Origin of the sequence: Parasphingopyxis sp. CP4, assembly GCF_013378055.1 — a bacterium.
In the GTDB taxonomy this organism is placed as follows: Bacteria; Pseudomonadota; Alphaproteobacteria; order Sphingomonadales; family Sphingomonadaceae; genus Parasphingopyxis.
The window spans coordinates 2,846,362-2,872,751 of record NZ_CP051130.1; the positions used below are offsets into that span (position 1 = coordinate 2,846,362).

Sequence of the window (26,390 nt, forward strand, 5' to 3'; positions counted from 1 at the left end):
GTTGAGAAGACGGCCCCTGCGACCCGGTGAGAGGGGGATCTCTACCGGTAGAAAATGTGATCTTCGATCTGCGTAACCCGCGGACGCGTCCGATGGAAGCGGGGGTTCACATAGGCGGCGTGATAAAACACCGCTTCACCGACAACGGGATCGCTGATGGCGTTCCGCGCATCGATTGCGACCTCAAGGGCGTTGGCCCAGCGCTGATCGTTACGGGACGGATTATATGCATCCGTGTTGAAGAACTGGCCGCGCTGATGAGCGACGTCACAGATCGTATTCGGGAAGTTCGGCGAATTGACCCGGTTCATGACGAGCTGCGCCACGGCGAGCTGGCCCGTCATTGATTGGTTGGCCGCTTCGTGGCGAACGATCTTCACCAGGCAGAGCAGGTCGCGATCGACGGTATCGTTGATCGCTGCAACTTCTACCGTCTCGGTGTCAGTTTCTTCTGCGAGCTCAGCCTCTAGCGTTTCGTCGGTAGCTTCTTCGAGCAGGATGACCGGCTCGACGATCTCCGCCGTATCGGCAGTCACTTCGGTTTCGACGCCGCTGGCGGCGAGCAATGCGCCGTCGGCTTCGTCCTGGATCTCGGCTTGGCTTTCAAAAGCAAAACCGGTCGCCATTGGCAGTGCAGCAACAGCCGCAGCAGCAACAGCCGACATTCCAAAAATCACTCGCTTACGTCCAAAGGACATAAAATCTCCATTACATGCGCCAAATGGCGCGGGCCTGCGCCAAACAAACTCAAAACTATATGCTGACCCGCTTTGCATTTCACGGCTTGCAAGATGCGCCCGACATTTGGCGCACCTGTGCCTTGTTGAGGATATATTTGTATTGTGCGCTGCAGCATTACAACCAGATTACGATGAGTTGTGAATCCAACACGACGACTTGCGCAACAAAATTACAAGAATTTAGAAGCGCCAAAATCTCTAAGCTCTTGAAATATATAAACCCTTAACCAGTTGCATTCAGCAACTTGGTGAAAAACAGATGAATCATGGTAAATCCACCGCCTGTGGTTGAATCGACTCGCCGAGCAGATGGAGCCTCTGCTATTTTTCGCTCGAGAATCAGAATTTGCCGATTCTCCAGAGCCTGAAAAGGGGGATAATGCAGCGATCCCGGTTCACGACTTTGATGGCGATCGCATTGGCGGTCGGCACCGGCCTGGGTTCATGTACTCAAGCCGTTACCGCGCCTGTCCCCCTGCCAGCACCAGCCGCCGAACCGACGCCGATGGAACCGGAATCCGAACCGGAGCCTGCTGAACCTGCTGAGCCGGCGGTGCCGGGCGTAACCGATGGGGCAGGTGCCGGAGCGGTTGCGAATGGCCTTGCCGAGACAAGCCCTGTGGTTGAAGAACCGCCCACCTATCGCATCATTGGTGTCGGCGACATCATGATGGGCAGCGATTGGCCACAACCCGGCATGGACCCACGCGTTACACCGAACGGCAACCCGGCAACGGTTATGGGCCCCGAAATGCTCCAGCTCTTTCAGTCTGCCGAAGTGGTCTTCGGCAATTATGAGGGCACGATCCACGCGAGCGATGCAAATGCCAAGCGGTGCGGAAATCCTGAATTTTGCTATGTGTTCCGCAGCCCCGCATTTCATGCCGATTATCTGCAACGCGCCGGCTTCACCCTGATGTCCCATGCCAATAACCATGCGCGTGATTTTGGTGAGACAGGCCGGACGGCCACCGTAGCCAATCTGCGCGGCGCCGGAATTGCGGTTGCCGGCGGTGATCGGGACGGCATGCGCATTGCCGTGCAGACATTGGAAGATGGGCGCCGGGTGGCGCTTGTCGCCTTTGGTCATAATCCGGGTCTGCTCAGCGTCCAGAATTACAGCCGGGTGGCTGAGATGGTTCGGTCCGCAGATGCGCAAGCCGATATCGTGATGGTGTCCTGTCATATTGGAGCAGAGGGCGCGCGCCATGATCGCGTGACCCGCCAAACCGAAATCTATCTGGAAGAAGATCGGGGCAATCCGTTCCGCTTTGCGCGTGCCGCCGTGGATGCGGGTGCCGATATCGTCTTTTGCCACGGTCCCCACATTCCGCGTGCGATCGAAGTCTATCAGGGGCGGTTCATCGCCTATAGCCTTGGCAATTTCTGGACCTATGGCCGGTTTAACCTGCGCGGCCATAATGGCCTTGCGCCGATCGCCCAACTGGATGTGGATGCAGAGGGTGCATTGGTTGCAGCGCAGATCATATCGGCGCGACAGGACAGGCCAGGCGGACCGTATCTCGATCGCAGCAATGCGGCAGCCCAGCGGACGGCCGTGCTCACCGCGCGCGATTTTCCCGAGGCGCGTGTGACAATTGCAAGCGATGGAACGCTAGGCTGGCCGCGCTAATCCTCGGTCCGATCTTCTAAGGTATCGAATTTGTCCTTGCGACGATTGCCGAACAGCATGCGCCGTTCCAACCGTTTTCCGAGCGCAGCATAATAGGCGCTTAAAAAGGCGTAGGAATCCTCTTCCTCGCGCCATTCCCATCCGATCTTGCCGCGTATCGTGGCGGCGACATTCTCCTGCGTTTCGCTATTGCCCGCGCGCAGGACATTTTCGAGCGTCTGGAGTTCATATTCGCCATAGGCATCGAGCTGTTCGTCGGTGAACCGAAATTGGTCGGCGTCTTCCTGCGTTCCGCTGCCCAGATTGACTTCAAGCTTTCGGCGCGGGGCATGGACAACCCAGGTGCCTGCAATGATGTCACCTGCCCGCAGACGATCCTTGTTAAACAGGGGAAAGAAGAGGAACAGGCACGCCCATAGCAGTCCGATCAATGCGATCGCACCGTCGACGCCGTCACCGCCGGAGATAAAGGACAATGGCAGGAATATCTCTATTTCCCGCATCAGGTTGCGCGCGATTACCGCATCGGCGGTCAGCCGTCCGCCATCGCGAGCGACTACTCTGAGACCCAGCCAGCGTTTCCCCAGCGTTGCCGATCGGCGACCGACCTCAAAGGCGATGAAATAGAAGTTTCGTAGCAAGAAGAAACCGAGCAACCAGAGGATTGATATAAGCTCCACACCATCCGAGCCCGTCGCCCCAATCGTGCCGATACCAGCCGAAACAAGGATGATCGTGAAGATCACGAGAATTGCGATCAGGAGGAAAAAATCGATCAGAAACGCGCCAGCGCGCTGCCCGGCGGTCGCCAGCTTCAAGCGGAGGTCCACGCCTTCCGGCGTAATCAGCGTGCGCTGTTCGCCCGCGATATGCATGACCGGGTTAACGCTCGCCATTGGTGATCCGCGGAATGTAGAAATAGGCGCACCAGGTGACGAACATGCCGGTGGCGATAGCATAGCGGGTCCAGTCATCGGTGATGAGCTGGCGTCCAAAGCCTTCAAGCAGCCCGGCAAACATCAGCATGACGATCACGCCGATCATCGCGGTGGCCGCTGTTCGTCCGGCGCGGCGAGCGGCGGCGAGCCGGGTATCCATGCCCGGAAACACGATCTTCGTGCCGATATGCAAACCGGCCGCTCCGGCCAATATGATCGCAAACAATTCGGTCGACCCATGGATCAGCAACCATCCGCCGAGCTCAAAGCCAAGGCCGCGCTCGACAAAAAGCGCGGTGAAGGCTCCAAGGATCGCGCCGTTATAGACCATCAGCAGTGCCGTCGGCACGCCAAAGGCGAAACCCAGAGCAAAGGCGAAGATCGACACCTGGGAGTTGTGGGTGAACAGATAGGTCGCAAATACGCCGAGCCCGTTGCGCCCTCCGTCATCGTAAAGCGTTGCCCGCAAGGCCTCGGTCGTTGCTTCGGGCCCGCGCTCTCCGGCAAGGCTGCCGGGAATGATCGAGTTGAACCAGTTGGGATCGCTGCTGACGAGCAGATAGGCGGCAATCGTCCCGGCCATCATCAGCGCAAAGGAGATCAGCGTTTCGCGCCAGATCCGGCGCACCGATGTCGGCCAGTCATCGCTGAAAAAGCTGGCGACCCGCTGGCCGAAGCTCGTGCGCACGCCATAGACGAAGAAATAGGCGCGCGTGCACAGGCCCTCCAGATAGGCGACCAGCGCCATGTCCAGAGACGTCGATCGTGCCACCGACAGCGCCGAGAGGGCGGAGCGGTAGAGGATCGGCAGCTCGCGCAGATCATCGTCCGATAGGCGGCGCACCGATCCGCGTTCGGCGCGACCCAGCAATTCCTCAAGCCGCGCCCAATCGGCTTCGCGTTCCTCGCGAAAGGTTGTGCTGCTGAATATGGCCTGTTCGGTGACGCGTTCCATCAGAGCAGGCTCCGGCGCTTGAGTTCGATATAGCTGGATACGAGCCGCGTGCCGATCTCATCATGACCGGCTTCGAGCACATGCGCGCCCATTCGCTGGAGCCGGGCGATGACGATGGCGCGCTCGCGCAGCAGGGCATGGGCGGTAACGGCGCGCGAAACGTCCGTGGAATCTTCCGGCTTGTCATGCGCCAGCGCGGTCAGCTCGGCATCGCGCAGCACCACGAACAGCACCAAATGCCGATCGAGCAGCCGGCCCGAGGCACGGAGCATAAGCTCAGCGCTTGTCGGGTCGGCAAAATCCGTAAAGATCACCACCAGAGACCGGCGGTGGAGCTGGGTCGCGAGCGTTGTCAGCGCCAAGGTGTAATTGCTCTCTTCCGGCGCATAGTCGATTTCGGCTGCGCTTCGTTGCAGCGTCGAAAAGTTGCGTGTGCCGGTAACCGTGGGGCTGGCGATCTGGGGGCGCCCGGAAAAGGCAAACAGGCTTGTCCTGTCACCGGCCCGCAGGGCGACATAGGCGGTCAGCAGGGCTGCCGATATGGCTCGGTCAACGCGCGGCAATCCGGCAACCGGTTCGCACATGGTACGCCCGCAATCGAGCGCGAAGACAATATGATTGTTGCGTTCGGTGCGATATTCCTTGGCCAGCAACTCGGTATGCCGGGCCGACTGTTTCCAATCGATCGTTCGCCTGTCCATGCCGGATTGAAACTCGGTCATTGAATCAAATTCGGTACCATCGCCGCGATCAAGCTGCGCGATCAGGCCATAGGCCGCGTCGCGCAAATAGAGCTGGATTCCCTTGTCCTGTATGAAGCCGATATCGGGGGTGACGATGATCTCGGCGCCAAAATGATCGCGTCTCTGCACCCAGGCGAGGCCCAATGGCCCGGTCCAACGCGCCCATAAATGGCCGATTTGCGCCTTTCCGCGGCGGTTTGGGGTAAAGATCTGGTCGACCTCGGCTTGCCCGTCGATCATGGGGCCTTCAGTCCGTCGGCCACCACCCCCATCCAGCTTATCGTCTACGCTGAGAGCGAGTTCGATGCGGTTGGGCGCGTTGCGGCGATCAACGGTCCCGTCAGAAGCGAGAAACCGCAACCGGCTGGTTACAGTGAAGGGCGATCCCACGCCGATCGTTGCCGGTTTTTCGATTTCGGAATCAAGTTGCCCGCTGCGCTTTGCGGTCAACGCATCAAGGCCGATCAACGCGGCAATCATGACGATCCAGACGAGGCCCAGATACCAGAATTGGGGAATGACCACGCCGATGACCAGCGCGACGGGCGCGCCGAGCCCCGCAAGGATGACAGCCCGGGCCGTCGGATAGATCATGCGTGCCTCACCGCGGTGCTTCGACCTGTTCGATCAGATTGGCGACAATCCCGTCGGCGTCGCGGCCGTCGATTTCAGCGGCTGCAGAGAGGATCACACGATGTCGCAAGACTGCGGGTGCCAGCGCTTTGACATCATCCGGGATCACATAATCGCGGCCATCAAGTGCGGCGGCTGAGCGCGCGGCACTGGCCAGCATGGCTGCAGCACGCGGGCTGGCACCGGCGTCAAGATCGGCGGTTTCGCGCGTCGCCCGGATCAGTGAGACGATATAATTTGTAACATCTGGAACCAGCTTAACCGTTGCCACCGCATCAACGGCTGCCGCGATCGCCGTGCCATCGGCTTTGCATTCAATATCAAAATCACCGGCCTTGGGTGCGCCAAAGCGGCTGCCATGAACGGCGACGATTTTCTGTTCTTCCTCTTCGCTCGGATAACCGACGGCGAGCTTGAACAGGAAGCGATCCAGCTGCGCTTCAGGCAGCGGGTATACGCCCTGTTGTTCGATCGGGTTCTGCGTCGCGACGACCATGAAACGATCGGAGAGCTGATGGGTTTCGCCGTCGATGGTGACCGAGCGCTCCTGCATCGCCTCCAGCAGCGCGGCCTGGCTTTTTGGCGGCGTCCGGTTGATTTCGTCGGCCAGCAAGAGCTCGCAGAAAATCGGCCCGCGGGTGAGCTTGAATTCGCTGGTCTGGAAGTTGAACAGGTTTGCTCCGATAATATCGCTGGGCATCAGATCCGGGGTAAATTGGATCCTGCCATAATCGAGCCCCAGGGCGCGCGAGAAGCATTGCGCGAGGAAGGTCTTGGCCGTTCCGGGCGGGCCTTCGAGCAGGCAATGGCCCGACGAGAATAGCGCAATCAGCAGATGATCGACGATTTCCTCCTGTCCGACGATCGCCTTGGCGACCTCGGCATGGATGCTCTCGCCAAGCGGTTTGATATCTTCAACCTTCATGGGTGACGGCCTTTCTCCAGTCGTACAGCGCCCTTGCGGCGTTCCTGATGTCTTGTCTGTTCTGCGCGCGATATGCGCCGCGCGCCAGTGCGGTAAATGGTGGCATGGATTTGGGGCTGAGCTCGTCGAGCCAGCGATCGAGCGCATCACCATCCAGGTTGCGGGGATTGCCAATGGCGGCAACCGCGGCATCCCGGGTCATGCTGACATAGCTTTCGCTCGATAGATGTTCGCGCCGGGCCAGCCGCAGCAGTTCCGCGCTGTTATCGACAAGCGCACGTTTCCCAAAGGCAATGGCACGCGGCGGGCGTAAAGCCGGGCCAAAGCGATAGAGGGCCTGGAAACCGGCGAGCAGCGCGGCGGCCAGCAGGCATAATGTGAAGGCGAGGAAGGGCGGGTCAAAGGCGAGAGTGAGCAGGTTGCGCGATCCACCATAGCCATTGGCGACCAGTTCGAAATGATAGGTGCCGTCATTGACATTGAGCTCTTCGAGCAACAGCAGCGCCGCGCGTGTGCGGTCGGGATCTGAAAGGATTTGATTGTTGAGGAGATCGGGCTCGGACAGGAGATAAATCTCCGTATCGGTGACATTTACCAGAATATCATCGCCGGTTTCCGTTTCGAGCAGTGGGGTAAGGTTTTTACCTGACAGGGTCTGGAGACTGTCGGGCGCTACAAATCGGACATTGCCGAACATGCTGCTTAACAGCCGGGAACCTGCATCATTGTCGCTGCTATCGACCTGAAAATCGACCACGTCGGAGAGTGGGCCGACTGCGCTGCCGCCAATTCCTGAGTCGACCCAATGCACCCGATCGCGTTCCCCCTGCACCGGGAAGGTCATCCATTTCGGCAAGACAATCAGCAGCGGCCCCCAACTATTGTCGATCAACCTTTGCAGCCGCTCGGTATCAACCCCTGGTTCAAGCGTGACGATGGTCAGGCCGCCGTCCGAAAAAACATCGTCATTTCTCAGATAATCGACATCAGCCCCGGTGGTTTCGAGCAGCTCATAGACACCGCGAAAGCCGACTGCCGAGGTGGAGAGGCCATGTGCACGCCCGTCGCGACCGCTGCGCAACTCCGGCGCATAGGCGGTGAGCAGCAGGAAAACCATGAAACCGACTATCCCGGCAATGGCGAGCAGGATGACCGTTCGTCCGGAAAAGGGAGAGGGATTGTCGCTCATTGCCAGCTCTTCCCAAAGGCGAATTCTTCATAGGCCGAGCGCGCTTCGCTCCATCCCTGTTCGTCCACTGGCCGGGTGGCAAAGATGCCCCGTTCGACGACGGTGGCAATCGATGTGAAGGCCGACCGCGCAGGGCTGGGCAAGGTCTCGGCGCGCGATATATCCCGACTTGTGAGGGCAGGGCGCAGGAAATCGGGCAGCCTTTCCTCAATATCGGCGACACTGCGATGGAGGAGGAGATGGACCGCTTCTGCATAGCGCCCCTGCTGGGCTAACGCATCCGCATCGCCGAGCAAGCCGATGGCGGCTTTGGCTTCGGGCCGCCAAATCTCGTCTTCTTCCTCTTCTTCGATGGCAGGTTGTCGATCTGAAAAATAGCGAACCAGGCTTCGGCCAATGCTGAAAAGGATCAGTCCGCCAATGCCCACAGCTGCAATCCAGAACAAGGCTTCCCAAAAGGGGCCCAGCGTTCCCAGCCATTCGAGGAAATTTGCAAGCCAGGCGGGCGGCGGATCGGGTTCGGGCACTTCGAACGGGCTCATCTCGGTCTGAAACCGTTCGCTCTCGATCAGACGGTCATAGGCCTGATCGAAATCCTGTTTGTTTTCATTCCCGATCGGCGGTGCCGCAGCCGTCATATATTGCCCATTCTCCTGGCGACTTATCCCAGCATAACCGGCTCTAAGGATCATGGCGAGGGTGGACTTTTGGGTCCGTATGGGAAAGGTTTGCATCTGGCGTGGCCCAGAAGAGCCGCCAGGGAGGCAACATGGCAACCGAAGCATCAGGGTTTCCAAGATTCAGTTTCGGTTCGACGGTTAGCGATATATTCGGCGTAATTGGCCGAAATTTCCTGCTGTTATGCGGTCTGGCGCTCCTGCTTTACGGCGTGCCATCGGCCCTGTTCACGGTCTACCTGATGAACAGCATCATGTCCCTTGCCTCGGATTCAACCTTTTCAAGCGGCGGAAATCCTTTTGATATTTTCGGAATGCTCGGCACTGGCTTTATCCTGGGCATTATTGGATCGATCTTCATCTCTATCTATACCCAGGGTGCAATGATCTGGTCTGTGCTGCATGACCTTGATGGCGGGAAGCCGACATTTGGCGGCGCATTGAGTGCAGGATTGCGTTTCTTCCTTCCGATCCTAGCGATCACCATCATTTTCTATGTTGCAATCGCGGCCATTGCGACAATTCCCGCTCTGCTCGTGTTCGGCATCGGCGTCATCAGCATTGCGGTCCTGTTGTTCTTTTTTATCATCATACCACTCCTGGTTTTTGCGACAGTGTTGCTGATGTGGGCGGTACCGGCTGCTATCAACGAGAGGATTGGTCCGATCGATGCGTTAAGTCGTAGCATCTATTTGAGCTCCGGCAATCGCTGGAAATTGGTCGCAATGCTAGTGATTTACCTGTTAACGGCCGTGATTGTCTCGAGCGCAATCAGCGGCGCCGCCATGCCTTTTACGATGGCCGGCGATCTGGATCCCGCCTCGCCGTTCGACGGGCTGATGCCGATCATGGCGATCCAGTCTCTGCTTAACTCGTTGATCCTGGTGCTGGGCTATCCGGCCATTGCGGCGACCTATCATAATCTGCGGATATCCAAGGAAGGCGCTTCGCCGGAAGGGGTCACCGATATTTTCGAATAGGCTGTATCCGCCTTCGGACAGCGCTATAGGGGGCGCCATGTCCGGTATCGGAATTTTCAGGAGACTCAGATGAAATTGGGATCACTCAAAGGCGGGCGCGACGGCAAGCTCGTTGTTGTCAGCCATGATCTCGCCTGGTGCGCAGATGCATCGCATATCGCACCGACCCTGCAGGCCGCGCTCGATGATTGGGATGCGATCGCACCGCAACTCGAAAATCTGGCCACCGATCTGGCCCATGATGTAATCCCGAAGGAACGCTTTCATGAGCGCGAAGCCGCTTCTCCGCTGCCGCGCGCCTATCAATGGGCGGATGGCTCGGCCTATGTGAACCATGTGGTTCTGGTCCGGCAGGCGCGTGGCGCCGAGATTCCCGACAGTTTCTGGGAAGACCCGCTGATGTATCAGGGCGGATCCGATGGATTTATTGGCCCGCGCGATCCCATTCCCTTGCCCGATGAGGCCTGGGGTTGTGATCTTGAAGCCGAAATCGTGGTTGTCACGGGCGATGTTGCCCAGGGTTCCAGTCGCGATGAAGCGCTTGCGGGAATTCGCCTTGTCGGTCTCGTCAATGATGTCAGCCTGCGCAACCTGATCCCGGCGGAGCTCGGCAAGGGTTTTGGTTTTGTCCAATCCAAGCCTGCCAGCGCCTTCTCACCGGTTTTCGTGACGCCGGATGAGCTGCCCAACTGGAAAGAAGGCAAGCTCCATGGCGCGCTGATGGTCGATCTCAACGAGAAGCCCTTTGGCCGGGCCGATGCGGGCGAGGATATGACCTTCGATTTTGGAACTTTGGTGTCGCATCTCGCCAAGACGCGTAATCTTGTGGCCGGGTCGATTATCGGCTCAGGCACGGTGTCCAATCGCGATGAAGATGGCGGACCGGGCAAACCGATCGACCAGGGTGGCCGCGGCTATAGCTGCCTTGCCGAAGTCCGGATGGTCGAGAAGATCCTCGATGGCGAGATGAAAACACCCTTCCTGTCGCATGGCGATACCGTGCGGATCTGGATGGAAGACGAACATGGCCATGCCACATTCGGAACGATCGACCAGGAAGTGGTGAAGGCCTAGCGCCGCGTCCAGTTTTGCGACTGGCAGATCAATCCACCCAACACGCATCCGGTTACCCGCAGTGATCCGTCGCGGTTGAGGCGCAGCCGCGCATTATAGTTGCGGCCGTTTTCCGGGTCATAGACCTGGCCATGGCGATACTGGCCCCGGTCAAAGCGGAAACCGCTCAGGATGCGCGATCCCTGGATCGTGCGGTTGCGCAGGTTCGGATCGGGATTGTTGATATCGCGCTGCCCGGCTTCGGCTTCGACCAGAATGCGCGCGATCCGGCCGCAGACCGTTTCGCCACACCGGCTGATCGCGATGACGGCCCGATTATCCTCGGTCAGCCAATTGCCGAAAATATTGGATTGCGCCGTCGCCGGCGTTGCTTGCACGGCCAGAATGGCCAGGCTGGCCATGGCCAGTCGCAGAAACATTGTCATCAACCTCTCCGTAGATGGACCCCTGAGGCGGAATATCGCGCCTAGCGCGATTCCCTTTCCTGCACTAGACCCCGGCATCTGCATTCGAGATGAACGGAGCAACACGGATGAGCGATACGGATTGGGTGATCGGTGTAGTCGGCGGTTCGGGGCTTTACGCAATCGACGCGCTGGAAAATGCCCAGTCGATCCGCGTCGACACGCCATGGGGCGATGCCTCCGACGAACTGGTGCTGGGCGAGATTGCCGGCAAGCGCTTCGTGTTCCTGCCCCGCCATGGCAAAGGCCATCGCATTCCGCCGAGCGAGCTGAACTTCCGCGCCAATATCGACGCGCTGAAACGCGCGGGTTGTACCGACATGATCTCGCTCTCCGCGGTGGGCTCGCTGCGCGAAGATCTGCCGCCCGGCAAATTCGTGATCGTCGACCAGTTTATCGATCGTACCTTTGCGCGCGAGAAGAGCTTTTTCGGTACCGGGCTGGTGGCCCATGTTTCCGTTGCCGATCCGGTATGCCCGAGCCTGTCTGACCATGCCGAAGCGGCGGCCAAGGCGGCCGGCGCCGATGTCCATCGCGGCGCGACCTATCTCGCCATGGAAGGCCCGCAATTCTCCTCGCGCGCGGAAAGCGAACTCTATCGCCACTGGGGTTGCGATGTGATTGGCATGACCGCGATGCCCGAAGCCAAACTCGCCCGTGAGGCGGAGCTTCCCTATGCGCTGGTTGCGATGGTCACCGACTATGATTGCTGGCGCGACGATACGGCGGACGTTGAAGTGCATGACATTTTGGCGACGCTATCGGCCAATGCAGACAAGGCCGCGCAAACGGTTGTTGAACTGGCCAAATCGCTCCCCGACACACGCCCTGCCAATCCGCTCGATACGGTCCTCGACCATGCCATCATAACAGCGCCTGATGCGATGGACCCGGCGATGAAGGCGAGGCTGGATGCAATTGGGAAGCGGGTGTTCGCGGAAACAGCCGGCTAGGCATTAGAGGACCTACGCCGTGCAGCTCGCGCCGCCCAGGACGCAGAAGCGGGCGCAATGGGGGTGGTTGAGCGATACGTCGCGGCTCGCTTCATCGAGCGTTTCCCCCATCTGGAAATCATCGCCATAGGGAAGCAAGGTGCAGGCCGTGACCATCGGCTTGTCCGCGCCCTTATGCTTCACGACCATCCGGCTCGATGAACACATGACCGTGCCCGGATCGACATCGAGAATGCCCCAGCACGCTGTCGTGATTTCGGGCACGTCGAGTGTCGCATCCATTTCCGGAAACAGGACGAGCCGCATGGGATCGCTCGGATCGATACGGATGTCCGTGCCGGCGAACAGCGCCGCATAGCCTGTCCGGGCCATCGCATCGTCTTCATGGGCAAGATGGCGTCCGGCAACGGCAATCGAAAAGCCATTGTCTGACAGCCATTTGAGCCCGGATATGCCCTTGTCCCAGGTATCCGCGCCGCGTTCGGCCTCATGCGCCGCCTGACTGTGATGATCGAGACTGACGCGGAACGTCATCCGCTTGCCGTAGCGCGCATTGAGATCGAGCAGCGCATCTTCGAAACGGCGCATCGGCCGCATCGCGTTGGTCAGCACCAACACCTCAAATCCGCGCGCGAGACAGCTTTCGAGCATCGGCACCATGTCGCGGTTCATGAAAGGCTCGCCGCCCGTAAAACCGATCTCGCGCGTGCCCAGCCCGTCGCGTTCGATCTCGTCGAGATAGGCGTCGACCTCTGCCAGGGTCAGATAGACAAGCGCATCATTGGTTGGTGAGCTCTCAATATAACAGCTCTTGCAGGCGAGATTGCATAATGTGCCGGTGTTGAACCAGAGTGTCTCCAGCCGATCGAGGCGAACCGTAGCCCGCGGCTCGCCCTTGGCCGTGACCTTGGGATCGCGGAACTTATCCGGATCGAGCGGTGCAGCATCGGCGATTTCGAAAGGCGAGGGGCCTTCTAGCGGTTGGGTAGCGATGGCGGGATATCCTATCTGATCGATCGGCGCATAGACGGAGCGTCCCGATTAAAGCAAATATTTGGCGCGGAACCGGGCCCAGCGCTTGGGCAAGCCGCCAAAGATTGTCGGCTCCCAGATCGCAAATCCCGCCTGTTTCGAGATATCCGAGCGCGTCGGATAGGGGACAATCGCCCCGCCGATCGCAAAGGCATTGGCCTTGCCACTGATCGCCAGGCTCCAGGGCAGCAGGAACTCACCGGCATGCGGACCGACCACGGTCGCACCCAGGACTTTCTTGCCCTTGCGGATGATCTTGAGGAACCCTTCGGACTCGTTTTCCGCGCGGGCGCGGTCATTCTCGGCAAATTCCTGTCGCGTAATTTCGACCTTGTCGCCATATTTCTCGCGCGCCTGGGCTTCGGTCATGCCGACATGGCCAAGCTCGGGATCGCTGTAGGTGACCCAGGGCAGGGCCGTGTAATCGGCCTTGCTCGGCAGGCCGAGGGCGATCTGCAGGATCACCAGTGAGCCCTCATAGCCCGATGCATGGGTGAAGCGAGGGCCGACCCGGCAATCGCCGATCGCAAAGACTTTCTTGTTGGAGGTCCGGCGGCGGGCATCGACCTCGATCCCGCGCGGGCTCCATTTGATCCCGGCATTTTCCAGGCCGAAGCTTCCAAAATCGCAGGTCCGGCCCGTCGCGACCAGCAGGTGGCTCGCTTCGATCGGCTCGCCTGAATCGGTTTCGACGCGGATCACACCATCGATTTCGCTGACGCGCACGACATTGGTGTCCTCGCGGATATCCATGCCTTCGGCGCGGAACCGGTCGACAACGATCTTGGCGGCTTCCGGGTCATCCTTGCCCATCAGCTTGTGCCGTTCGATGATCGATACCTTCGCGCCGAGCCGGCGGAAGCTCTGCGCCATTTCACACCCAATCGGACCGCCGCCCATGATCGCCAGATGGCGGGGGCGCTCAGTAAGGCCAAAGATCGTCTCATTGGTGAGGTAAGGCACGTCAGCTAGGCCTTCGACCGGCGGAATGAATGGCTTCGATCCGATGGCGAGCACGATGCGCGGCGCTATCAAGGTCTGACCGTTAATCTCGATCGTCGATCCGTCGATCATCTTCGCGGTCCCGCGGATCACCTCGACGCCGAATTCTTCCTCGAACCGTTCCTGCGAATCATCAACCGCAATCGCGTCGATCGCGCTTTGCACATGATCATGGACCGCGCGGAAATCGATATTGGGCTCGACATCGGCGATGCCATATTTGGCATTCTCGCGCATCTCCTGAGCGCGCCGGGCCGCTGTGATCAAGGCCTTGGAGGGGACACAGCCAGTATTCAGGCAGTCTCCGCCCATCGGACCTTTCTCGATCAGCGCGACCTTCAAGCCGAACTGCGCGCAACCGCCGGCGGCGGTTAAGCCTGCCGATCCTGCGCCGATTACAATTACGTCATGGGTGCGTTTCATGATGCCTCTTCCCTGTTTCGTCGCGCCCTGTTGCCGCGATGTCTCAACCGGGCTTTTCGGGAAGTCACCGCCAAAGGTTACAATGATGGTGCATTTGTGTAACCGCTTGGTGCATCAATCCGAAGCTCTTCTCAACATTCATGGTAATTGGGGATCCGCAGTGAATATCGAGAATAGCCGCGACTATTATGGTCAGGTGCTGCAAGGCTCAGAAGATCTGAAAACCGACGCCTGCTGTACGATTGGGGCTCCGGCACCGGAAATCCGCGAAGCGCTGGCCCATGTCCATCCGGATGTGAAAGCGCGCTATTATGGCTGCGGCCTGATTGCACCTGAGGGCGCAGAAGGCATGCGGATCCTGGATCTCGGCAGCGGATCGGGCCAGGACGCCTATCTGCTGGCACAACTAGCGGGCGAAGATGGATCGGTGGTCGGAGTCGATACGACGCCCGAACAGCTGGCTGTGGCGCGCGAATATCTTGATTGGCACGCGGAGCGCTTCGGCTATCGCAATGTCGAATTTGTCGAAGGCGATATCGAGCAGCTCGATACGCTGGGCCTCGAACCCGCGAGCTTTGACATCATCGTTTCGAATTGCGTGATCAATCTGGTCGCGGACAAGGCGAAGGTGTTTAGCGATGCCCATGCGTTGCTCAAACCGGGCGGCGAATTCTATTTCTCTGACGTCTATGCCGAACGACGGGTCCCCGACGCGCTGTTGCATGATCCTGTGCTGCATGGGGAATGCCTGTCCGGCGCGCTCTATTGGGGCGATTTCGATAGGGTGGCCAAGGACGCCGGATTTCCTGATCCCCGGCTGGTGACTGACAGGCCATTGGTGATTGGCGATCCGGCAGTGGCCCAGAAAGTCGCCGGTATCCGCTTTTTCTCCGCCACCTATCGCCTCTTCAAGCTCGACGGTCTGGAACCGCAATGCGAGGATTATGGCCAGGCGGTGCGCTACAAGGGCACGATCGCCGGGCATGAGCGCGCGTTCATGCTGGACGGTCATCATGTCATCGAAGCGGGCCGGATGTTTGCCGTGTGCGGCAATACTTGGCGTATGTTGGCCGACACGCGGTTTGCAGACCATTTCGAATTCCATGGTGATTTCTCGACCCATTACGGGATTTTCCCGGGCTGCGGCGACTTGATGCCCTATGAGGCATCGCCAGCCAGTGATGCTGTATCGGGGTGCTGCTGAATTGACCTGTTATCTGGTTACCGGAGCAGCGGGACTGCTTGGCGGCGAGATATCAGCCGCGTTGGTTGCGCGTGGCGACAGCGTGATCGGTCTTGTTCGCAAGAACCGGATATTGCGCCACGGCGATGGCCTTGAGGTTTCGACGGCCGAATGGACGGGTGGCGCGCCGCAACCCGGTGCGGTTCAGCTGGTGACGGGTGATGTTACCGATCCGGCGCTCGGCCTTTCGCCCGACAGCTATCGCGATCTTGCCGATACTGTAGATTGCATCATCCATTGCGCGGCTCTGGTCGAGTTCGACGCCGATGAAGAGATCTATCACGCGATCAATATCGAGGGGACGAGGCATGTCCTGGCACTAGCTCGAGCCCGGACCAAGTCTCCGGCGGCGATGGTTCAGGTCAGTACAGCCTATGTGTGCGGTGAACGCGACGGAGAAATTGCGGAAGATGATGCGCAGCGGCCCGATCGCTTTGCCAATCCCTATGAAGCGAGCAAATTTGCAAGCGAGGCACTGGTTCGCGAAGCAATGGCCGATGGGATTCCGGCTGCTATTGCCCGCCCCAGCATTGTCGTGGGCCGTGCCGGAGATGGCGTAATCGCCGGATTCGACACGATTTACATGGCGTTCAAATTGCTAGCAGAAGGGCGAATTCGGACCATTCCATCGACCCGCGATGCGACACTAAACTTTGTGCCACTCGATCATGCCGTCAATGGAATCGTAACCATCGCCGATCGCATCGAGATTGCTCGCGGACAGACCTTTCATTTGGTCGCCGGAGCGCCGATGCCGGTCTCAGATTTCTTCTCCCTGGTTCGAGCTTATCCGCAATTCTCCAATCCGGAGCAGGTGGCGCCCGATCAGTTTGACCCCGAAATGCTATCTCCAATCGAACGACGGTTCCACCGGCGCGTTGCCACGCTCTACACCAGCTATTTCCAACGCAATCCATTGTTTTTACAAGATAATGTGATCGGATTGATGGGATCTGGTGGCCCGGATGCGGATCGCGATCTCATGAGCCGCCAGATTGATTTTGCCGTGGGTGCCGGATTTCTTCCTGCCGAATCGGTGAACGCCTAAAATCGCCCTGCGATGTGACGAGCCAAAAGGCGGACCAATTTGGGACGGGAATTTTGCTTATCCACAGGCGCGGTCAATGCTTATGGTTAATCTTCACAAGAAATTACCCGCTCGGTCCGATTTAACCTTTTTTTTAGGGTAAACGACCTTTCCAATTTGGAACATGCAGGCCATAAATATCGCTCACAGTCGATATTATGCTCCAAAAGGCGGTCTCTTCGTGAGTGCACCATTTCGGTTTCCCAGATTTTTTGTGACGGCACCCAGCCCGTGTCCGTACTTGCCGGGCAAGACGGAACGGAAGGTGTTCACCGAATTGCGTGGGCCTCATGCGGCCGAGCTCAATGAAGCATTGGGCCGTATCGGATTTCGTCGCAGCCAGTCTGTCGCCTATCGGCCCAGCTGTGCTGGTTGCCAGGCCTGTGTTTCGGTCCGCGTGGTTGCCAATGAATTCAAGCCCAACGCGACACAGCGCCGCTTGCTCCGCCGCCATGCTGATCTCGAAGTCAGCGCGTGCGAGGCCTGGACCACCGAAGAACAATTCTCTCTGCTGCGTCGCTATCTAAAAGTACGCCATCCCGATGGCGGCATGCACGACATGGACGAGATGGATTTTGCCGACATGGTCGAGCAGACGCCTGTCGACAGCTATATGATCGAATATCGCGAGCCGAGTGTGAATGGTCAGCCGGGAAGGCTGGTCGGCGCCTGCCTGACGGATCGCCAGTCCGATGGCCTTTCGATGATCTACAGTTTCTTCGATCCCGATCATGCCGAGCGCAATGGCTTGGGCAATTTCATCATCCTCGATCACATCGTTCATGCCGCCAAGGCCGGGCTGCCGTATGTCTATCTTGGCTATTGGGTCGAGGGGGCACAGCGGATGCGGTACAAGATCCGCTATCGCCCGCTGGAGAAGCTCACACCCAAGGGCTGGGAAGTGTTTGACCCGTCAACGCTCGCCGATGCGACCAGCGTAAAACTCCCTAAAACCGCAAAATAGAAGGCCTTAATCCCGGTCGACCATGAAGGGCGGCATCGGGATCGCTGCGCGTGCCTCGGCAAGCGCATTCGCCCATTGCGATGACAATTTGTTGAAATAATCGTCATCGTCTTCGATCCGGCGAAATTCGTCCGGCTGAGCATCATCGGTAGGAAAGATTGCGAGATCGAGTGGCCGACCGACGCTCAGATTAGAGCGCATCGTTGAATCGAACGAAACGAGCCCGGTTTTCACTGCGTCATCCAGCGGCGTTTCATATTCGAGCGCACGATCGAGGATCGGCTTGCCATATTTGGTTTCGCCGATCTGCATGAAGGGGCGATCGGGCTGGCAGCTGATGAAATTGCCTTCCTTGTAGATATGGAAGAGGCGCAGCGGCCGTCCCTTGAAGCGCCCACCGAGCAGCATCGAGCCGGAAAAGCTGTACTGGCTGTCTTCGCCCGCCGTATCCTTGATATCGTCCCGCGCCGTATGGAGCGCTTCGCCAACCAGTCCCGCCACCCGGTGCATATTCGGCATGTCGGAAATGAAGCGCCGGCCCTCACTATCCTCATCTTCTTCCAGCCCTTCCCTGAGCAAGGCGAAAGCATTTTGGGTGACAGAGAGATTGCCCGCTGTGCAGGCGATGATGGTCCGATCTTCGCTTTGTTCAAGAATATGCAGCTTCTTGTAGGACGAGATATTATCGACCCCGGCATTGGTGCGGGTATCGGCAATCATGACGAGCCCGTCTTTGAGCAGCATTCCGAGACAATAGGTCATGCGAATCCGGTGCAGTTGAACAAGGGCATAGCGGTTAGCCGGGAAGTCGGGATCAGCAAAGGGCGTATTTTCGCAGACATGTGGATCAGCGCGTGGCGCTTTGGGTTCTAATTCTGTGTCTGCCGTTGTGCCTGGGTGACCCGGACATTCACGGCCAGCGATTCATCGCCGCCGCCAATCCGCCGTCCAGCGACCGGTGCGGCGTCGCGATAATCAAGGCCGACCGCGACACGGACATAGGCTTCGTCCGGGCTGATTCCATTGGCCGGATCAAATCCGGTCCAGCCGATTGAGGGCAGATAGGCTTCGGCCCAGGCATGGCTCGCTTCCTGCTGTTCTGCACCATCATGGCGGAACAGATGGCCCGATATATAGCGTGCCGGAACGCCCATTGCCCGGGCCGCAGCGCAAAAGATATGGGCATGGTCCTGGCAAACGCCCTTGCTCGCGGAAAAAGCGGTTGCCGCATCGCGCTCGACAGCATCAAGCGTCGGTTCGAAGCGGATTTCTTCGAGCAGCCGGCTCATCAGAAGATGCATGCGATCGAGCGGATCGGTTTTGGTGCGGTGAATATCATCAGCAAAATCGCGGATTGCCTGATCGGCTCGGCTGAGTGGTGTGCTCCGCAAGAAGGCCTCGGCCGGCAAGGGCTCCGGCGCATCCGCGATCACACCGGACTTGTCCTCGGTCAGCACTTCGCCAGACACTTGCAGCGCGACCTTTTCGACCGGACCGTCAATGTACAGCATCGTCACGTGGTTGCCGAAGCCGTCGCGATGCTGACGCAGCCGAGCGTCGCAATCGACATTGATATGCCAGCGCATCACCGTCTGCGCCGCATAGTTAACCGGTGTCATGCGTAGCAATTGGACGAGCCGGCGCTGCGGTTCGCTAAATGCATAGTCTGTACGGTGGTCGACAAGCAGCCGCATCAATCGAACCGGAATTGTTTTGTGATGGCTTGGCTAAGCAAGCGATTTTCCTCGATAAAGGCCTGCAGATATTCATGCAGGCCATCGCCAATAATGCCACCGATATTCGTCGCGTCGATCCGGCGCAGCCGCAGGCGTGCCATGCGATCGGCTTCACCCTGAAAGCCGGTCAGCCGGCCAAGCTCGGTCAGCAGTTCGACAACCTCTTCGACGGTTGCCGCGATCGAGCGCGGCAGCTCGCGTCGCAGGATCAGCATCTCGACAACCCGGCGCGGCGACAGGCCATCGCGGTAGAGCCAGCGAAAGGCCGTATTGGCGGAAACGGTCTGCAATATGGTGCCCCATTGATCGCGATCGACAAGGCCGCCAACCTCTTCGCCTTCGGGAAGGATGATGTGATATTTCACGTCGATCAGCCGGGCGGTGTTATCGGCCCGCTCGATATTCTCACCCAGCATCAGGAAGTAGAAGCTTTCCTGGCGCAGCATCCGGTGCAGCGCGCCCTCAAAGCCCCGGTTCTCTGCGATCAGCGCTTCGAGGAGATTGATCGTCGCCTGGGCGCTGCCAACCGCGCTGCGCCCTTCGATGCCGAGCCAGGCGCGGTTGATTGCTTCCCATCCTTCGCGGGTCAGCGCCGTGCGGACGGCGCGCGCATTCATCCGGGCGGTGTAGAGACAATTATGGATGGAGTTGGGATTGTCCTTCGAGAAGGTCAGGAAATTGGCGACATTGCTCGGCGTAATGGTTTCGCCAGTCCGCTCGAAATCATGGCTGGCAGCGGCGACCGATAGCGCGCTTGCCCAGGCACCTTCACCCGCCGGACGCGCGGACAGCGCATCAAGCCGCACGGTTGCTTCGATCAGGCGCGCGGTGAACTCGGCGCGCTCCATATAGCGGCCGATCCAGTAGAGATAGGAGGCGGTGCGCGCGAGCATCAGTCCGGCAGCTCCGGCTGTTCGCTGTCGGGCCGCAGGACCAGGCTGTCCTTCGTGCCGCCACCCTGGCTTGAATTGACGACCAGCGATCCTTCGCGCAGCGCCACCCGCGTCAGCCCGCCCGGAACCGTTGTGACTTTGTCGCCATCGGACAGGCAGAAGGGCCGGAAATCGACATGCCGACCGCGCGTGCCCTTGTCGGTCAGGGTTGGCACGGTCGAGAGGGCCAGCGTTGGCTGAGCAATATAGCCGTCCGGATTGTCCTTCAGCGCGGCGCGGAACTCTTCAATCTCCTCGCTCGTCGAGGTTGGCCCGACCAGCATCCCATAGCCGCCCGATCCATCGACCTTTTTGACGACGAGATCAGCGAGATTGTCGAGCGTATATTGGAGCGCATCGGCTTCGCGGCAGCGCCAGGTTTCGACATTGGGCAGCTTGGCGTCCTCGCCCGAATAATATTTCACGATCTCAGGCATATAGGAATAGATCGCCTTGTCGTCCGATATGCCGCCGCCCGGCGCATTGATCAGTGTGACATTGCCAGCGAAATAGGCGGCCATCAGCCCGGGCACGCCAAGCATGGAATCGGGCCGGAAAACCAGTGGATCGAGGAAATCATCATCGATCCGGCGATAGATCACATCGACGCGCTTGCGTCCCTCGATCGTGCGCATCCAGACAATATCGTCATCGACGACGAGGTCGGCTGCCTCGACCAACTCGATGCCCACATTGTCCGCAAGAAAACTGTGCTCATAAAAGGCGCTGTTGAAATGCCCGGGCGTCAGCAGCACGCAACAGGGTTCGCTCGACGCGCCTTCGGGCGCAACCGACTGCATCATCTCGCGCAGTGCATCGGGATAACGATCAACCGGTTCGACTTCGAAGATCTCGAACAATTCGGGGCATAGCCGCAACATCGCCTCGCGATTTTCGAGCATATAGGACACCCCCGATGGGGTGCGCGCATTATCCTCGAGTACGAGGAATTCATCCGGCCCGGTGCGCACCATGTCGATCCCGCAAATATGCGCATAAACGCCATGCGGTGGGCGGTGGCCATTGACGACCGGGGTGAAACCGGGATTGCCCAGGACAAGATCGGTTGGAACGATGCCATCGGCCAGGATCTTCCGATCGCCATAGACATCCTCAAGGAACATATTCAGCGCCGTCACCCGTTGAGCTAGCCCTTCGGACAGGGTTTCCCACTCATTGGCCGTGAACACCCGCGGCACGATGTCGAACGGGATGATCCGTTCGGCCTCTTCCTCATCGCCGTAAACGTTGAAGGTGATGCCGAGTTGCCGAAAGGCGGCTTCGGCAGAGTCCTGCCGACGCTGAAGCTCTTTTTTCGGGGTCTCGCGGATCCAGCGGGCGATCGATTCAAAGCCAGGGCGCGGTGTCCGCCCCCGGCTATGCCCCCATATCTCGTCAAAGATCCGATCTGCCATCTGCAGTTCAATCAATGCACGAGCGTCTGCCGTTGTTCAACCGGTAGCTCGGCTGGCGATCTACCAGCTAAGCGTTTCTCCAACCGCCATGATCCGGACTGCGATACCAGCGGTTTCGGCAGCGCTGCGCAGCCGCGCTTCGGCATCGTCCTCTTCCAGATACACTGGTGGCATTGGATTGCCGTAATGAATTGGGACAATGGTTTCGGCGCGCAATGCCTGGGCTGCGGACACGGCCTGTTCCGGGGTCAGCACGCCGGGTGCGCCGACAATTTCGAACCGACCGAGGTCCTGCTGTGCCCCGTTGATCGGAAGGAATGCATAATCAAACGGGCCATAGGCCTGGCCGATATCCCAGAAGCGACCATGCCAGAGCGTATCACCGCAATGGATGATGCGCTTGCCGTTGCACTGGATCACCCAGGACACCTGACTATCGCCGTAACCATCCGAAGCGGGCACCGGGAATGCGACAATATCTGCACCAGATCGCGGCATGAAGGCCGGCTGCCACATTGCCACGGGGTTCAATCGCAACGGACGCTGGTCGACGACACTGTCTTCATGATGAAACAGGACGCCGCGGTCGCCCATCGTTTCGAGCAGGAAAGCGGGGTCATAATGATCGCCATGCGCATGGCTGATGAGTGCATATTTTACCCGGCGATCGGAGCTTGCGTCTACGCTTTCTCCCTCGCCCGGGCGGATTGCATCGATATAGACCACCGCATCGCCATGCTCGATCATGATCCCGGCCCAGTTCAGGCGCCGAAGCGACGCAATGGATGTCGAAGGACTTTGCGCCAATAGTGAGCGTGCACTGCCCAGCGTCATAACGGTCCCCGCCAGCACCGCACCGGTAAATACCGATCGTCGGCTTGGCCGAAAAAATCTGTCCATGTCAGGTTCCTCAAAAATCTAAAGTAGTACGTCGCGTACCTTCTGTTCGGTATAGCGGCCATATGCTTTCGATAAAGGGGTATTCTTCTCCGACGCGGGTCCGGATAATCCCGCTATCGGATTCCGCGATGATTTGGATTAGGGTCGTCTTCTGACAGGGAGGAATGCCATGGTAGAAGTTACCCATGTCGATGCGAATGTCGCACCGGACGTCATCGCGAAGACGCTGGCAGAAGAGGGCGCGCTGATCATCGACGGGCTGATGCCTGGCGATCAGCTGAAACGGCTGACCGATGAAATCATGCCCTATGTCGAGGCGACTGAAACGGGCCGCGATGATTTCACGGGGCGCAAAACGACGCGCACGGGCGCGCTGGTCGCACGGTCCGAAGCCTGCCGCGAATTGGTAACCAGCCCGACAATCCTGGGCGCGTGCGAGAAGTTTCTCCTGCCGTTCTGCGATCGCTTTCAGCTCCATCTCACCCAGCTGATCAGAATCCGCGATGGGCAGGCTGTGCAGCCGCTGCACCGCGATCGACTGGCCTGGGGCGGCTATCTCCAGCGGGTGATCGAACCGCAACTCAATACGATCTGGGCGGTCACCGATTTCACGTTCGAAAACGGCGCGACACAGGTCGCACCGGGCAGCAATCTTTGGGAAGATGATACGCGGCTGCCGACTGAAGACGAACTCAGCTGGGCCGAAATGGAAGCCGGATCGGTGCTCGTCTATTCGGGCAGCGTTATCCATGGCGGCGGGGCCAATAATTCGGGCGCCGATCGGATGGGGCTCAACATTACCTATGCACTGGGCTGGTTGCGGCAGGAGGAAAATCAATATCTGTCCTGCCCGCCACAAATCGCCAAGGATTTCGATCCTGAGCTCCAGGCGCTGCTTGGCTATGCCATGGGGAGCTATGCGCTTGGCTATTACACACCGCCGGTGCCGCCCGGAGAAGGACCCGAAGTCGTACCGCCCGATTTCCTGTTCGGTGAAAAAGCAGCCGGCTGGGGCGATGACCTCTATGACCAGGTAACGGAGCGCTCCCGCGAAGGCACGCTCGGCGGTTAGGAAATCAGAAAAGGATGACAGCCATGGAGCCCTACCAAGCTCTGGATCGATCGATTGCGGGCAAGGTGGCGATTGTCACCGGAGCTGCAAGCGGAATGGGCCGCGCAACCGCCCATCTTTTCGCCGCTCAGGGCGCCAAGGTAGCCGTCACCGATCTCCGGCAAGAGCCGTGCGATGCGGTGGTCGCGGAGATCGAGGCGGCGGGTGTCCCGGGTGAAGCTAAAGCCTGGGCGCTCGATGTGTCCGATCAAGACGCAATCAAACAGGTCGTGGGCGAAATCGCCGATTCATTTGGCGGGGTCGATATTCTCGTCAACAATGCGGGCTTCGCCATTCCCGGCGATGTCGCCGAGGAGAGTTATGAAGATAGCTGGGGGCCGACATTGGAAGTTATGCTCGCCGCGCATCAACGGATGATCCGCGCGGCCTTGCCGTATCTGCGCAACAGCGATGCCGCGCGTATCGTCAACATCGCTTCGACAGAAGGGCTCGGCGCGACGCCGGGCAACAGCCCCTATGTCGCCGCCAAGCATGGCGTGATCGGGCTGACGCGCGGCCTCGCCGTCGATCTTGGCCGTGAGGGCATTACCGTAAACTGCATCTGCCCCGGCCCGATCCGCACCGGCATAACCGATGGTATTTCTGAAGAGCATAAGACGATCTACGCCAAGCGCCGCGTGCCGATGCGGCGTTATGGAATCCCGGAAGAGGTGGCGAACATGACGCTATCCTGCGTGCTTCCGGCAGCAAGCTTCATGACCGGCGCCGTGATCCCGGTCGATGGCGGGCTGACGATCAAGAACGCCTAGCAGCGCAGCTCATCCGCCAGCCCAGTCGATAGCCTATTGGCGGAAGGGGTAGCTGCCGTGGAATTCGGCCTGCGCTTCCAGATAGGTCGTGTAGGACGTGCCGAAGGCGAAATCCGAATTGTCGCCATAAAGGATGAGGACGCCTTCGAGCGGCGCATCGCCTTCGCTGCGTATGACATGTTTCGCATATTGCGGAACAAAGGCACTGACGCCGGGTTCGAGCGCAATCGTGCCCTGGTCGGTCTCCAGCGTTCCCTGGCCATGGGTGACGATGAAAAGATTGGGAACCTGGCTGAACTCAAGCCGCTCATCGTCATTTGCCACTTCGCCGCTTGCGATGCTGAAATGCAAGATCCTGACCGCTTTGAGCATATGCAGCGCAGTTGCCTGGACACCATGGGTCTGCAGCGAGTTATCGCGGCTGAACCGGGTGATTTCGACCGTGCCATGCGTTCCGGGCGTGAAGAAATGCGACAGGGCAATATAGTAGCGGCTCTGCACCGCTGAATCCATTTCGAACCCGTCCATCGTGCGGGTTTCAACGCCGACCTGGTCAGACCCGAAACTCTGCATCGCTGCGGTGCCGGCATTGACCTGGCCGGTTGAGATCAGCCGCAACACATCGATGCCTGAGATTTCAAAATACCAGGTCGGCTCAGCCGGTGCACCGCGTGTCAGCGTCACCTGGTGTGGGCCAAAGCGATGAAAGGTCAGGTGGGGCGATGCCTCGGGATGATAGGCTTCTTCTGCGCGCTCGATGGCGATTGTCCACCAGTCGTCGCCCAGTTTGATTCCGAAGGTGTCGCTGATCGCCATCGGATCATTGCGATAATCTTCGGCAAAGGCTTCGAGGATTGCATGGGCTTCGTCGGCCTGGCTCATCGAAAGCGTCTCCTCACTGGATTGGACGTCACTTTGTGCGGTCGCAGTTTGGGGCAGGGCAATCGCCATGGCCGAAGCGGCGCAGAACAGAATGGGCTTGAACATCTTGCTTCTCCAAGTTGGTGTGCTGCTGTATTAATACAGCGCATTCCAATTTAAGCAAGTGTTTAATTTGATCCCTCGTTCGGCGGACGCAGGGCATGGGACAGCATGTCGCCCAGCGTATCGACAAATTCATCGAGCCCGGGCGTCGTCACCGGGCGGGCTACTTTCTGGGCGGCGGCCTCGCGAACTCGCGTGGCGACCAGGAAATGGATGAGCGGGCCGACCACGCACAGATGCACGATCTGCGGATCATATTGTCGCGCGCCTTTGCGCAGGGGTATTTGCTCGAGCACGGCTTCGGTCAGCTCCATGAAGCCGAGCATCTTGGTGAGCGATTTGCGTTCGAGCAGTTGCTCGGGGTCGAGCTGCTCGCGCAGGATCATGGGTGCGAGATGTCGGCGGCTGGCGATTGCGGTGGCAAAGATCCGCACCAGTTCGCGCTCCGGATAGTCGGCATGGGCCAGGTCTGCAGTTACCGCGAGCTGCGCGGCATGGTCGACAGCTTCGGCCAGGATCTCATGATAGAGCGCGCCCTTGCCGCCGAAATGATAGGAGACGAGCGCCTGATTGACGCCGGCGGCCGCGGCAATGTCTCGCACCCCGGTCGCCTTGAATCCCTTGTCCGCAAACAGAGTGGCGGCTGCGTCGAGGATGGTCTGGCGGGTGCGGTTCCCGCGATCGATGCGCTGGGCGGATTGGGGGGAGGGCGACTGGACTGGCACGGCCCACACATTAGGCATTGCCCGCGCGGCAGGCCAGAGCCCCGTCCCGAGATCTTAACACGGCCGAGGGCTCTAAACGGAATGAGGCCGCAGCATTTTCATGCTGCGGCCTCGCCCCTAAATTCGGGATTTGGAAAACCCCGCCCCTTAAACCTGGGTCGA

26 protein-coding genes are annotated in these 26,390 nt (G+C 59.2%); 9 read left to right on the forward strand and 17 right to left on the reverse strand.

Annotated features, from left to right (window positions below; all coding sequences use genetic code 11):
* Nucleotides 1–41: 41 nt before the first annotated feature.
* Complete coding sequence (locus HFP51_RS13970; protein ID WP_176876318.1) at nt 42–665, reverse strand: cell wall hydrolase; 624 nt, start codon at nt 663–665, stop codon at nt 42–44.
* A 454-nt stretch (nt 666–1,119) separates the two neighbouring features.
* Between HFP51_RS13970 and HFP51_RS13975 the strand changes: the two genes are divergently transcribed.
* Entirely contained in the window at nt 1,120–2,373 is a 1,254-nt protein-coding gene (locus HFP51_RS13975; protein WP_176876319.1) for a CapA family protein, read from the forward strand.
* Here the strand turns inward: HFP51_RS13975 and HFP51_RS13980 are convergent.
* The 6 genes from HFP51_RS13980 to HFP51_RS14005 are packed head-to-tail and all read right to left on the reverse strand — an operon-like array spanning nt 2,370 to nt 8,394.
* Entirely contained in the window at nt 2,370–3,269 is a 900-nt protein-coding gene (locus HFP51_RS13980) for an RDD family protein (protein ID WP_218135310.1), read from the reverse strand. The genes HFP51_RS13975 and HFP51_RS13980 overlap by 4 nt on opposite strands.
* Entirely contained in the window at nt 3,256–4,266 is a 1,011-nt protein-coding gene (locus tag HFP51_RS13985) for a stage II sporulation protein M (protein ID WP_176876320.1), read from the reverse strand. Before HFP51_RS13985 ends, HFP51_RS13980 begins: the two co-directional genes overlap by 14 nt.
* Entirely contained in the window at nt 4,266–5,603 is a 1,338-nt protein-coding gene (locus tag HFP51_RS13990; protein WP_176876321.1) for a DUF58 domain-containing protein, read from the reverse strand. The genes HFP51_RS13985 and HFP51_RS13990 overlap by 1 nt, the downstream gene beginning before the upstream one ends.
* A gap of 7 nt (nt 5,604–5,610) precedes the next feature.
* Entirely contained in the window at nt 5,611–6,567 is a 957-nt protein-coding gene (locus HFP51_RS13995; RefSeq protein WP_176876322.1) for a MoxR family ATPase, read from the reverse strand.
* Entirely contained in the window at nt 6,557–7,756 is a 1,200-nt protein-coding gene (locus HFP51_RS14000; RefSeq protein ID WP_176876323.1) for a hypothetical protein, read from the reverse strand. Before HFP51_RS14000 ends, HFP51_RS13995 begins: the two co-directional genes overlap by 11 nt.
* Complete coding sequence (locus HFP51_RS14005) at nt 7,753–8,394, reverse strand: hypothetical protein (RefSeq protein ID WP_176876324.1); 642 nt, start codon at nt 8,392–8,394, stop codon at nt 7,753–7,755. Before HFP51_RS14005 ends, HFP51_RS14000 begins: the two co-directional genes overlap by 4 nt.
* A gap of 131 nt (nt 8,395–8,525) precedes the next feature.
* Between HFP51_RS14005 and HFP51_RS14010 the strand changes: the two genes are divergently transcribed.
* Nucleotides 8,526–9,413 carry a hypothetical protein gene (locus HFP51_RS14010; RefSeq protein ID WP_176876325.1) on the forward strand — a complete coding sequence of 296 codons (888 nt, stop codon included), beginning with the start codon at nt 8,526–8,528 and terminating at the stop codon, nt 9,411–9,413.
* A 69-nt stretch (nt 9,414–9,482) separates the two neighbouring features.
* The gene (locus tag HFP51_RS14015) at nt 9,483–10,487 is read left to right on the forward strand and encodes a fumarylacetoacetate hydrolase family protein (protein WP_176876326.1); all 1,005 of its coding nucleotides are present in this window, start codon (nt 9,483–9,485) and stop codon (nt 10,485–10,487) included.
* Here HFP51_RS14015 and HFP51_RS14020 read toward each other — a convergent pair.
* Entirely contained in the window at nt 10,484–10,912 is a 429-nt protein-coding gene (locus tag HFP51_RS14020; protein WP_176876327.1) for a DUF2147 domain-containing protein, read from the reverse strand. The genes HFP51_RS14015 and HFP51_RS14020 overlap by 4 nt on opposite strands.
* Nucleotides 10,913–11,019: 107 nt before the next feature.
* Here HFP51_RS14020 and HFP51_RS14025 point away from each other — a divergent pair, with 107 nt between their 5' ends.
* Entirely contained in the window at nt 11,020–11,904 is an 885-nt protein-coding gene (locus tag HFP51_RS14025; RefSeq protein ID WP_176876328.1) for an S-methyl-5'-thioadenosine phosphorylase, read from the forward strand.
* A 12-nt stretch (nt 11,905–11,916) separates the two neighbouring features.
* Here the strand turns inward: HFP51_RS14025 and HFP51_RS14030 are convergent, their stop codons facing one another.
* Nucleotides 11,917–12,921 (reverse strand): radical SAM protein, encoded by a 1,005-nt coding sequence (locus HFP51_RS14030; RefSeq protein ID WP_370462961.1) that lies wholly within the window; start codon nt 12,919–12,921, stop codon nt 11,917–11,919.
* A gap of 24 nt (nt 12,922–12,945) precedes the next feature.
* On the reverse strand, nt 12,946–14,361 hold the full coding sequence (locus HFP51_RS14035; RefSeq protein ID WP_176876329.1) for an NAD(P)/FAD-dependent oxidoreductase: 1,416 nt from the start codon (nt 14,359–14,361) through the stop codon (nt 12,946–12,948).
* Nucleotides 14,362–14,521: 160 nt separating this feature from the next.
* Between HFP51_RS14035 and HFP51_RS14040 the strand changes: the two genes are divergently transcribed.
* From HFP51_RS14040 to HFP51_RS14050, 3 genes are all read left to right on the forward strand, one after another.
* A complete protein-coding gene (locus HFP51_RS14040; protein ID WP_176876330.1) occupies nt 14,522–15,565 on the forward strand; it encodes a methyltransferase domain-containing protein in 1,044 nt (347 codons plus the stop codon).
* Nucleotides 15,522–16,652 (forward strand): SDR family oxidoreductase, encoded by a 1,131-nt coding sequence (locus tag HFP51_RS14045; protein WP_255454688.1) that lies wholly within the window; start codon nt 15,522–15,524, stop codon nt 16,650–16,652. The genes HFP51_RS14040 and HFP51_RS14045 overlap by 44 nt, the downstream gene beginning before the upstream one ends.
* A 220-nt stretch (nt 16,653–16,872) precedes the next feature.
* Complete coding sequence (locus HFP51_RS14050; RefSeq protein WP_176876331.1) at nt 16,873–17,655, forward strand: arginyltransferase; 783 nt, start codon at nt 16,873–16,875, stop codon at nt 17,653–17,655.
* A gap of 6 nt (nt 17,656–17,661) precedes the next feature.
* On the opposite strand, the gene HFP51_RS14055 is transcribed toward HFP51_RS14050, so the two are convergent.
* The 5 genes from HFP51_RS14055 to HFP51_RS14075 all read right to left on the reverse strand — a co-directional run bounded on the left by HFP51_RS14055 (nt 17,662) and on the right by HFP51_RS14075 (nt 22,638).
* The gene (locus tag HFP51_RS14055; protein ID WP_255454689.1) at nt 17,662–18,399 is read right to left on the reverse strand and encodes a peptidase; all 738 of its coding nucleotides are present in this window, start codon (nt 18,397–18,399) and stop codon (nt 17,662–17,664) included.
* Between the two features lie 125 nt (nt 18,400–18,524).
* Nucleotides 18,525–19,349, reverse strand: coding sequence for a transglutaminase family protein (locus HFP51_RS14060; protein ID WP_176876333.1), 825 nt, complete (start codon nt 19,347–19,349; stop codon nt 18,525–18,527).
* Nucleotides 19,349–20,284 (reverse strand): alpha-E domain-containing protein, encoded by a 936-nt coding sequence (locus HFP51_RS14065; RefSeq protein WP_176876334.1) that lies wholly within the window; start codon nt 20,282–20,284, stop codon nt 19,349–19,351. Before HFP51_RS14065 ends, HFP51_RS14060 begins: the two co-directional genes overlap by 1 nt.
* Nucleotides 20,284–21,738, reverse strand: a complete 1,455-nt coding sequence (locus tag HFP51_RS14070) for a circularly permuted type 2 ATP-grasp protein (protein ID WP_176876335.1) — start codon at nt 21,736–21,738, stop codon at nt 20,284–20,286. Before HFP51_RS14070 ends, HFP51_RS14065 begins: the two co-directional genes overlap by 1 nt.
* Before the next feature lie 60 nt (nt 21,739–21,798).
* Nucleotides 21,799–22,638 carry an MBL fold metallo-hydrolase gene (locus tag HFP51_RS14075; protein WP_176876336.1) on the reverse strand — a complete coding sequence of 280 codons (840 nt, stop codon included), beginning with the start codon at nt 22,636–22,638 and terminating at the stop codon, nt 21,799–21,801.
* 169 nt (nt 22,639–22,807) lie between these two features.
* On the opposite strand from HFP51_RS14075, the gene HFP51_RS14080 reads away from it, so the two are divergent.
* Together HFP51_RS14080 and HFP51_RS14085 are read left to right on the forward strand one after the other, a co-directional pair.
* On the forward strand, nt 22,808–23,710 hold the full coding sequence (locus tag HFP51_RS14080; RefSeq protein ID WP_176876337.1) for a phytanoyl-CoA dioxygenase family protein: 903 nt from the start codon (nt 22,808–22,810) through the stop codon (nt 23,708–23,710).
* A gap of 23 nt (nt 23,711–23,733) precedes the next feature.
* Nucleotides 23,734–24,519 (forward strand): SDR family NAD(P)-dependent oxidoreductase, encoded by a 786-nt coding sequence (locus HFP51_RS14085; RefSeq protein WP_176876338.1) that lies wholly within the window; start codon nt 23,734–23,736, stop codon nt 24,517–24,519.
* A 33-nt stretch (nt 24,520–24,552) separates the two neighbouring features.
* Here HFP51_RS14085 and HFP51_RS14090 read toward each other — a convergent pair whose 3' ends face one another.
* Together HFP51_RS14090 and HFP51_RS14095 are read right to left on the reverse strand one after the other, a co-directional pair.
* Complete coding sequence (locus HFP51_RS14090) at nt 24,553–25,506, reverse strand: hypothetical protein (protein WP_176876339.1); 954 nt, start codon at nt 25,504–25,506, stop codon at nt 24,553–24,555.
* Nucleotides 25,507–25,568: 62 nt separating this feature from the next.
* Nucleotides 25,569–26,228, reverse strand: coding sequence for a CerR family C-terminal domain-containing protein (locus HFP51_RS14095; protein WP_218135311.1), 660 nt, complete (start codon nt 26,226–26,228; stop codon nt 25,569–25,571).
* Between the last annotated feature and the right edge of the window lie 162 nt (nt 26,229–26,390).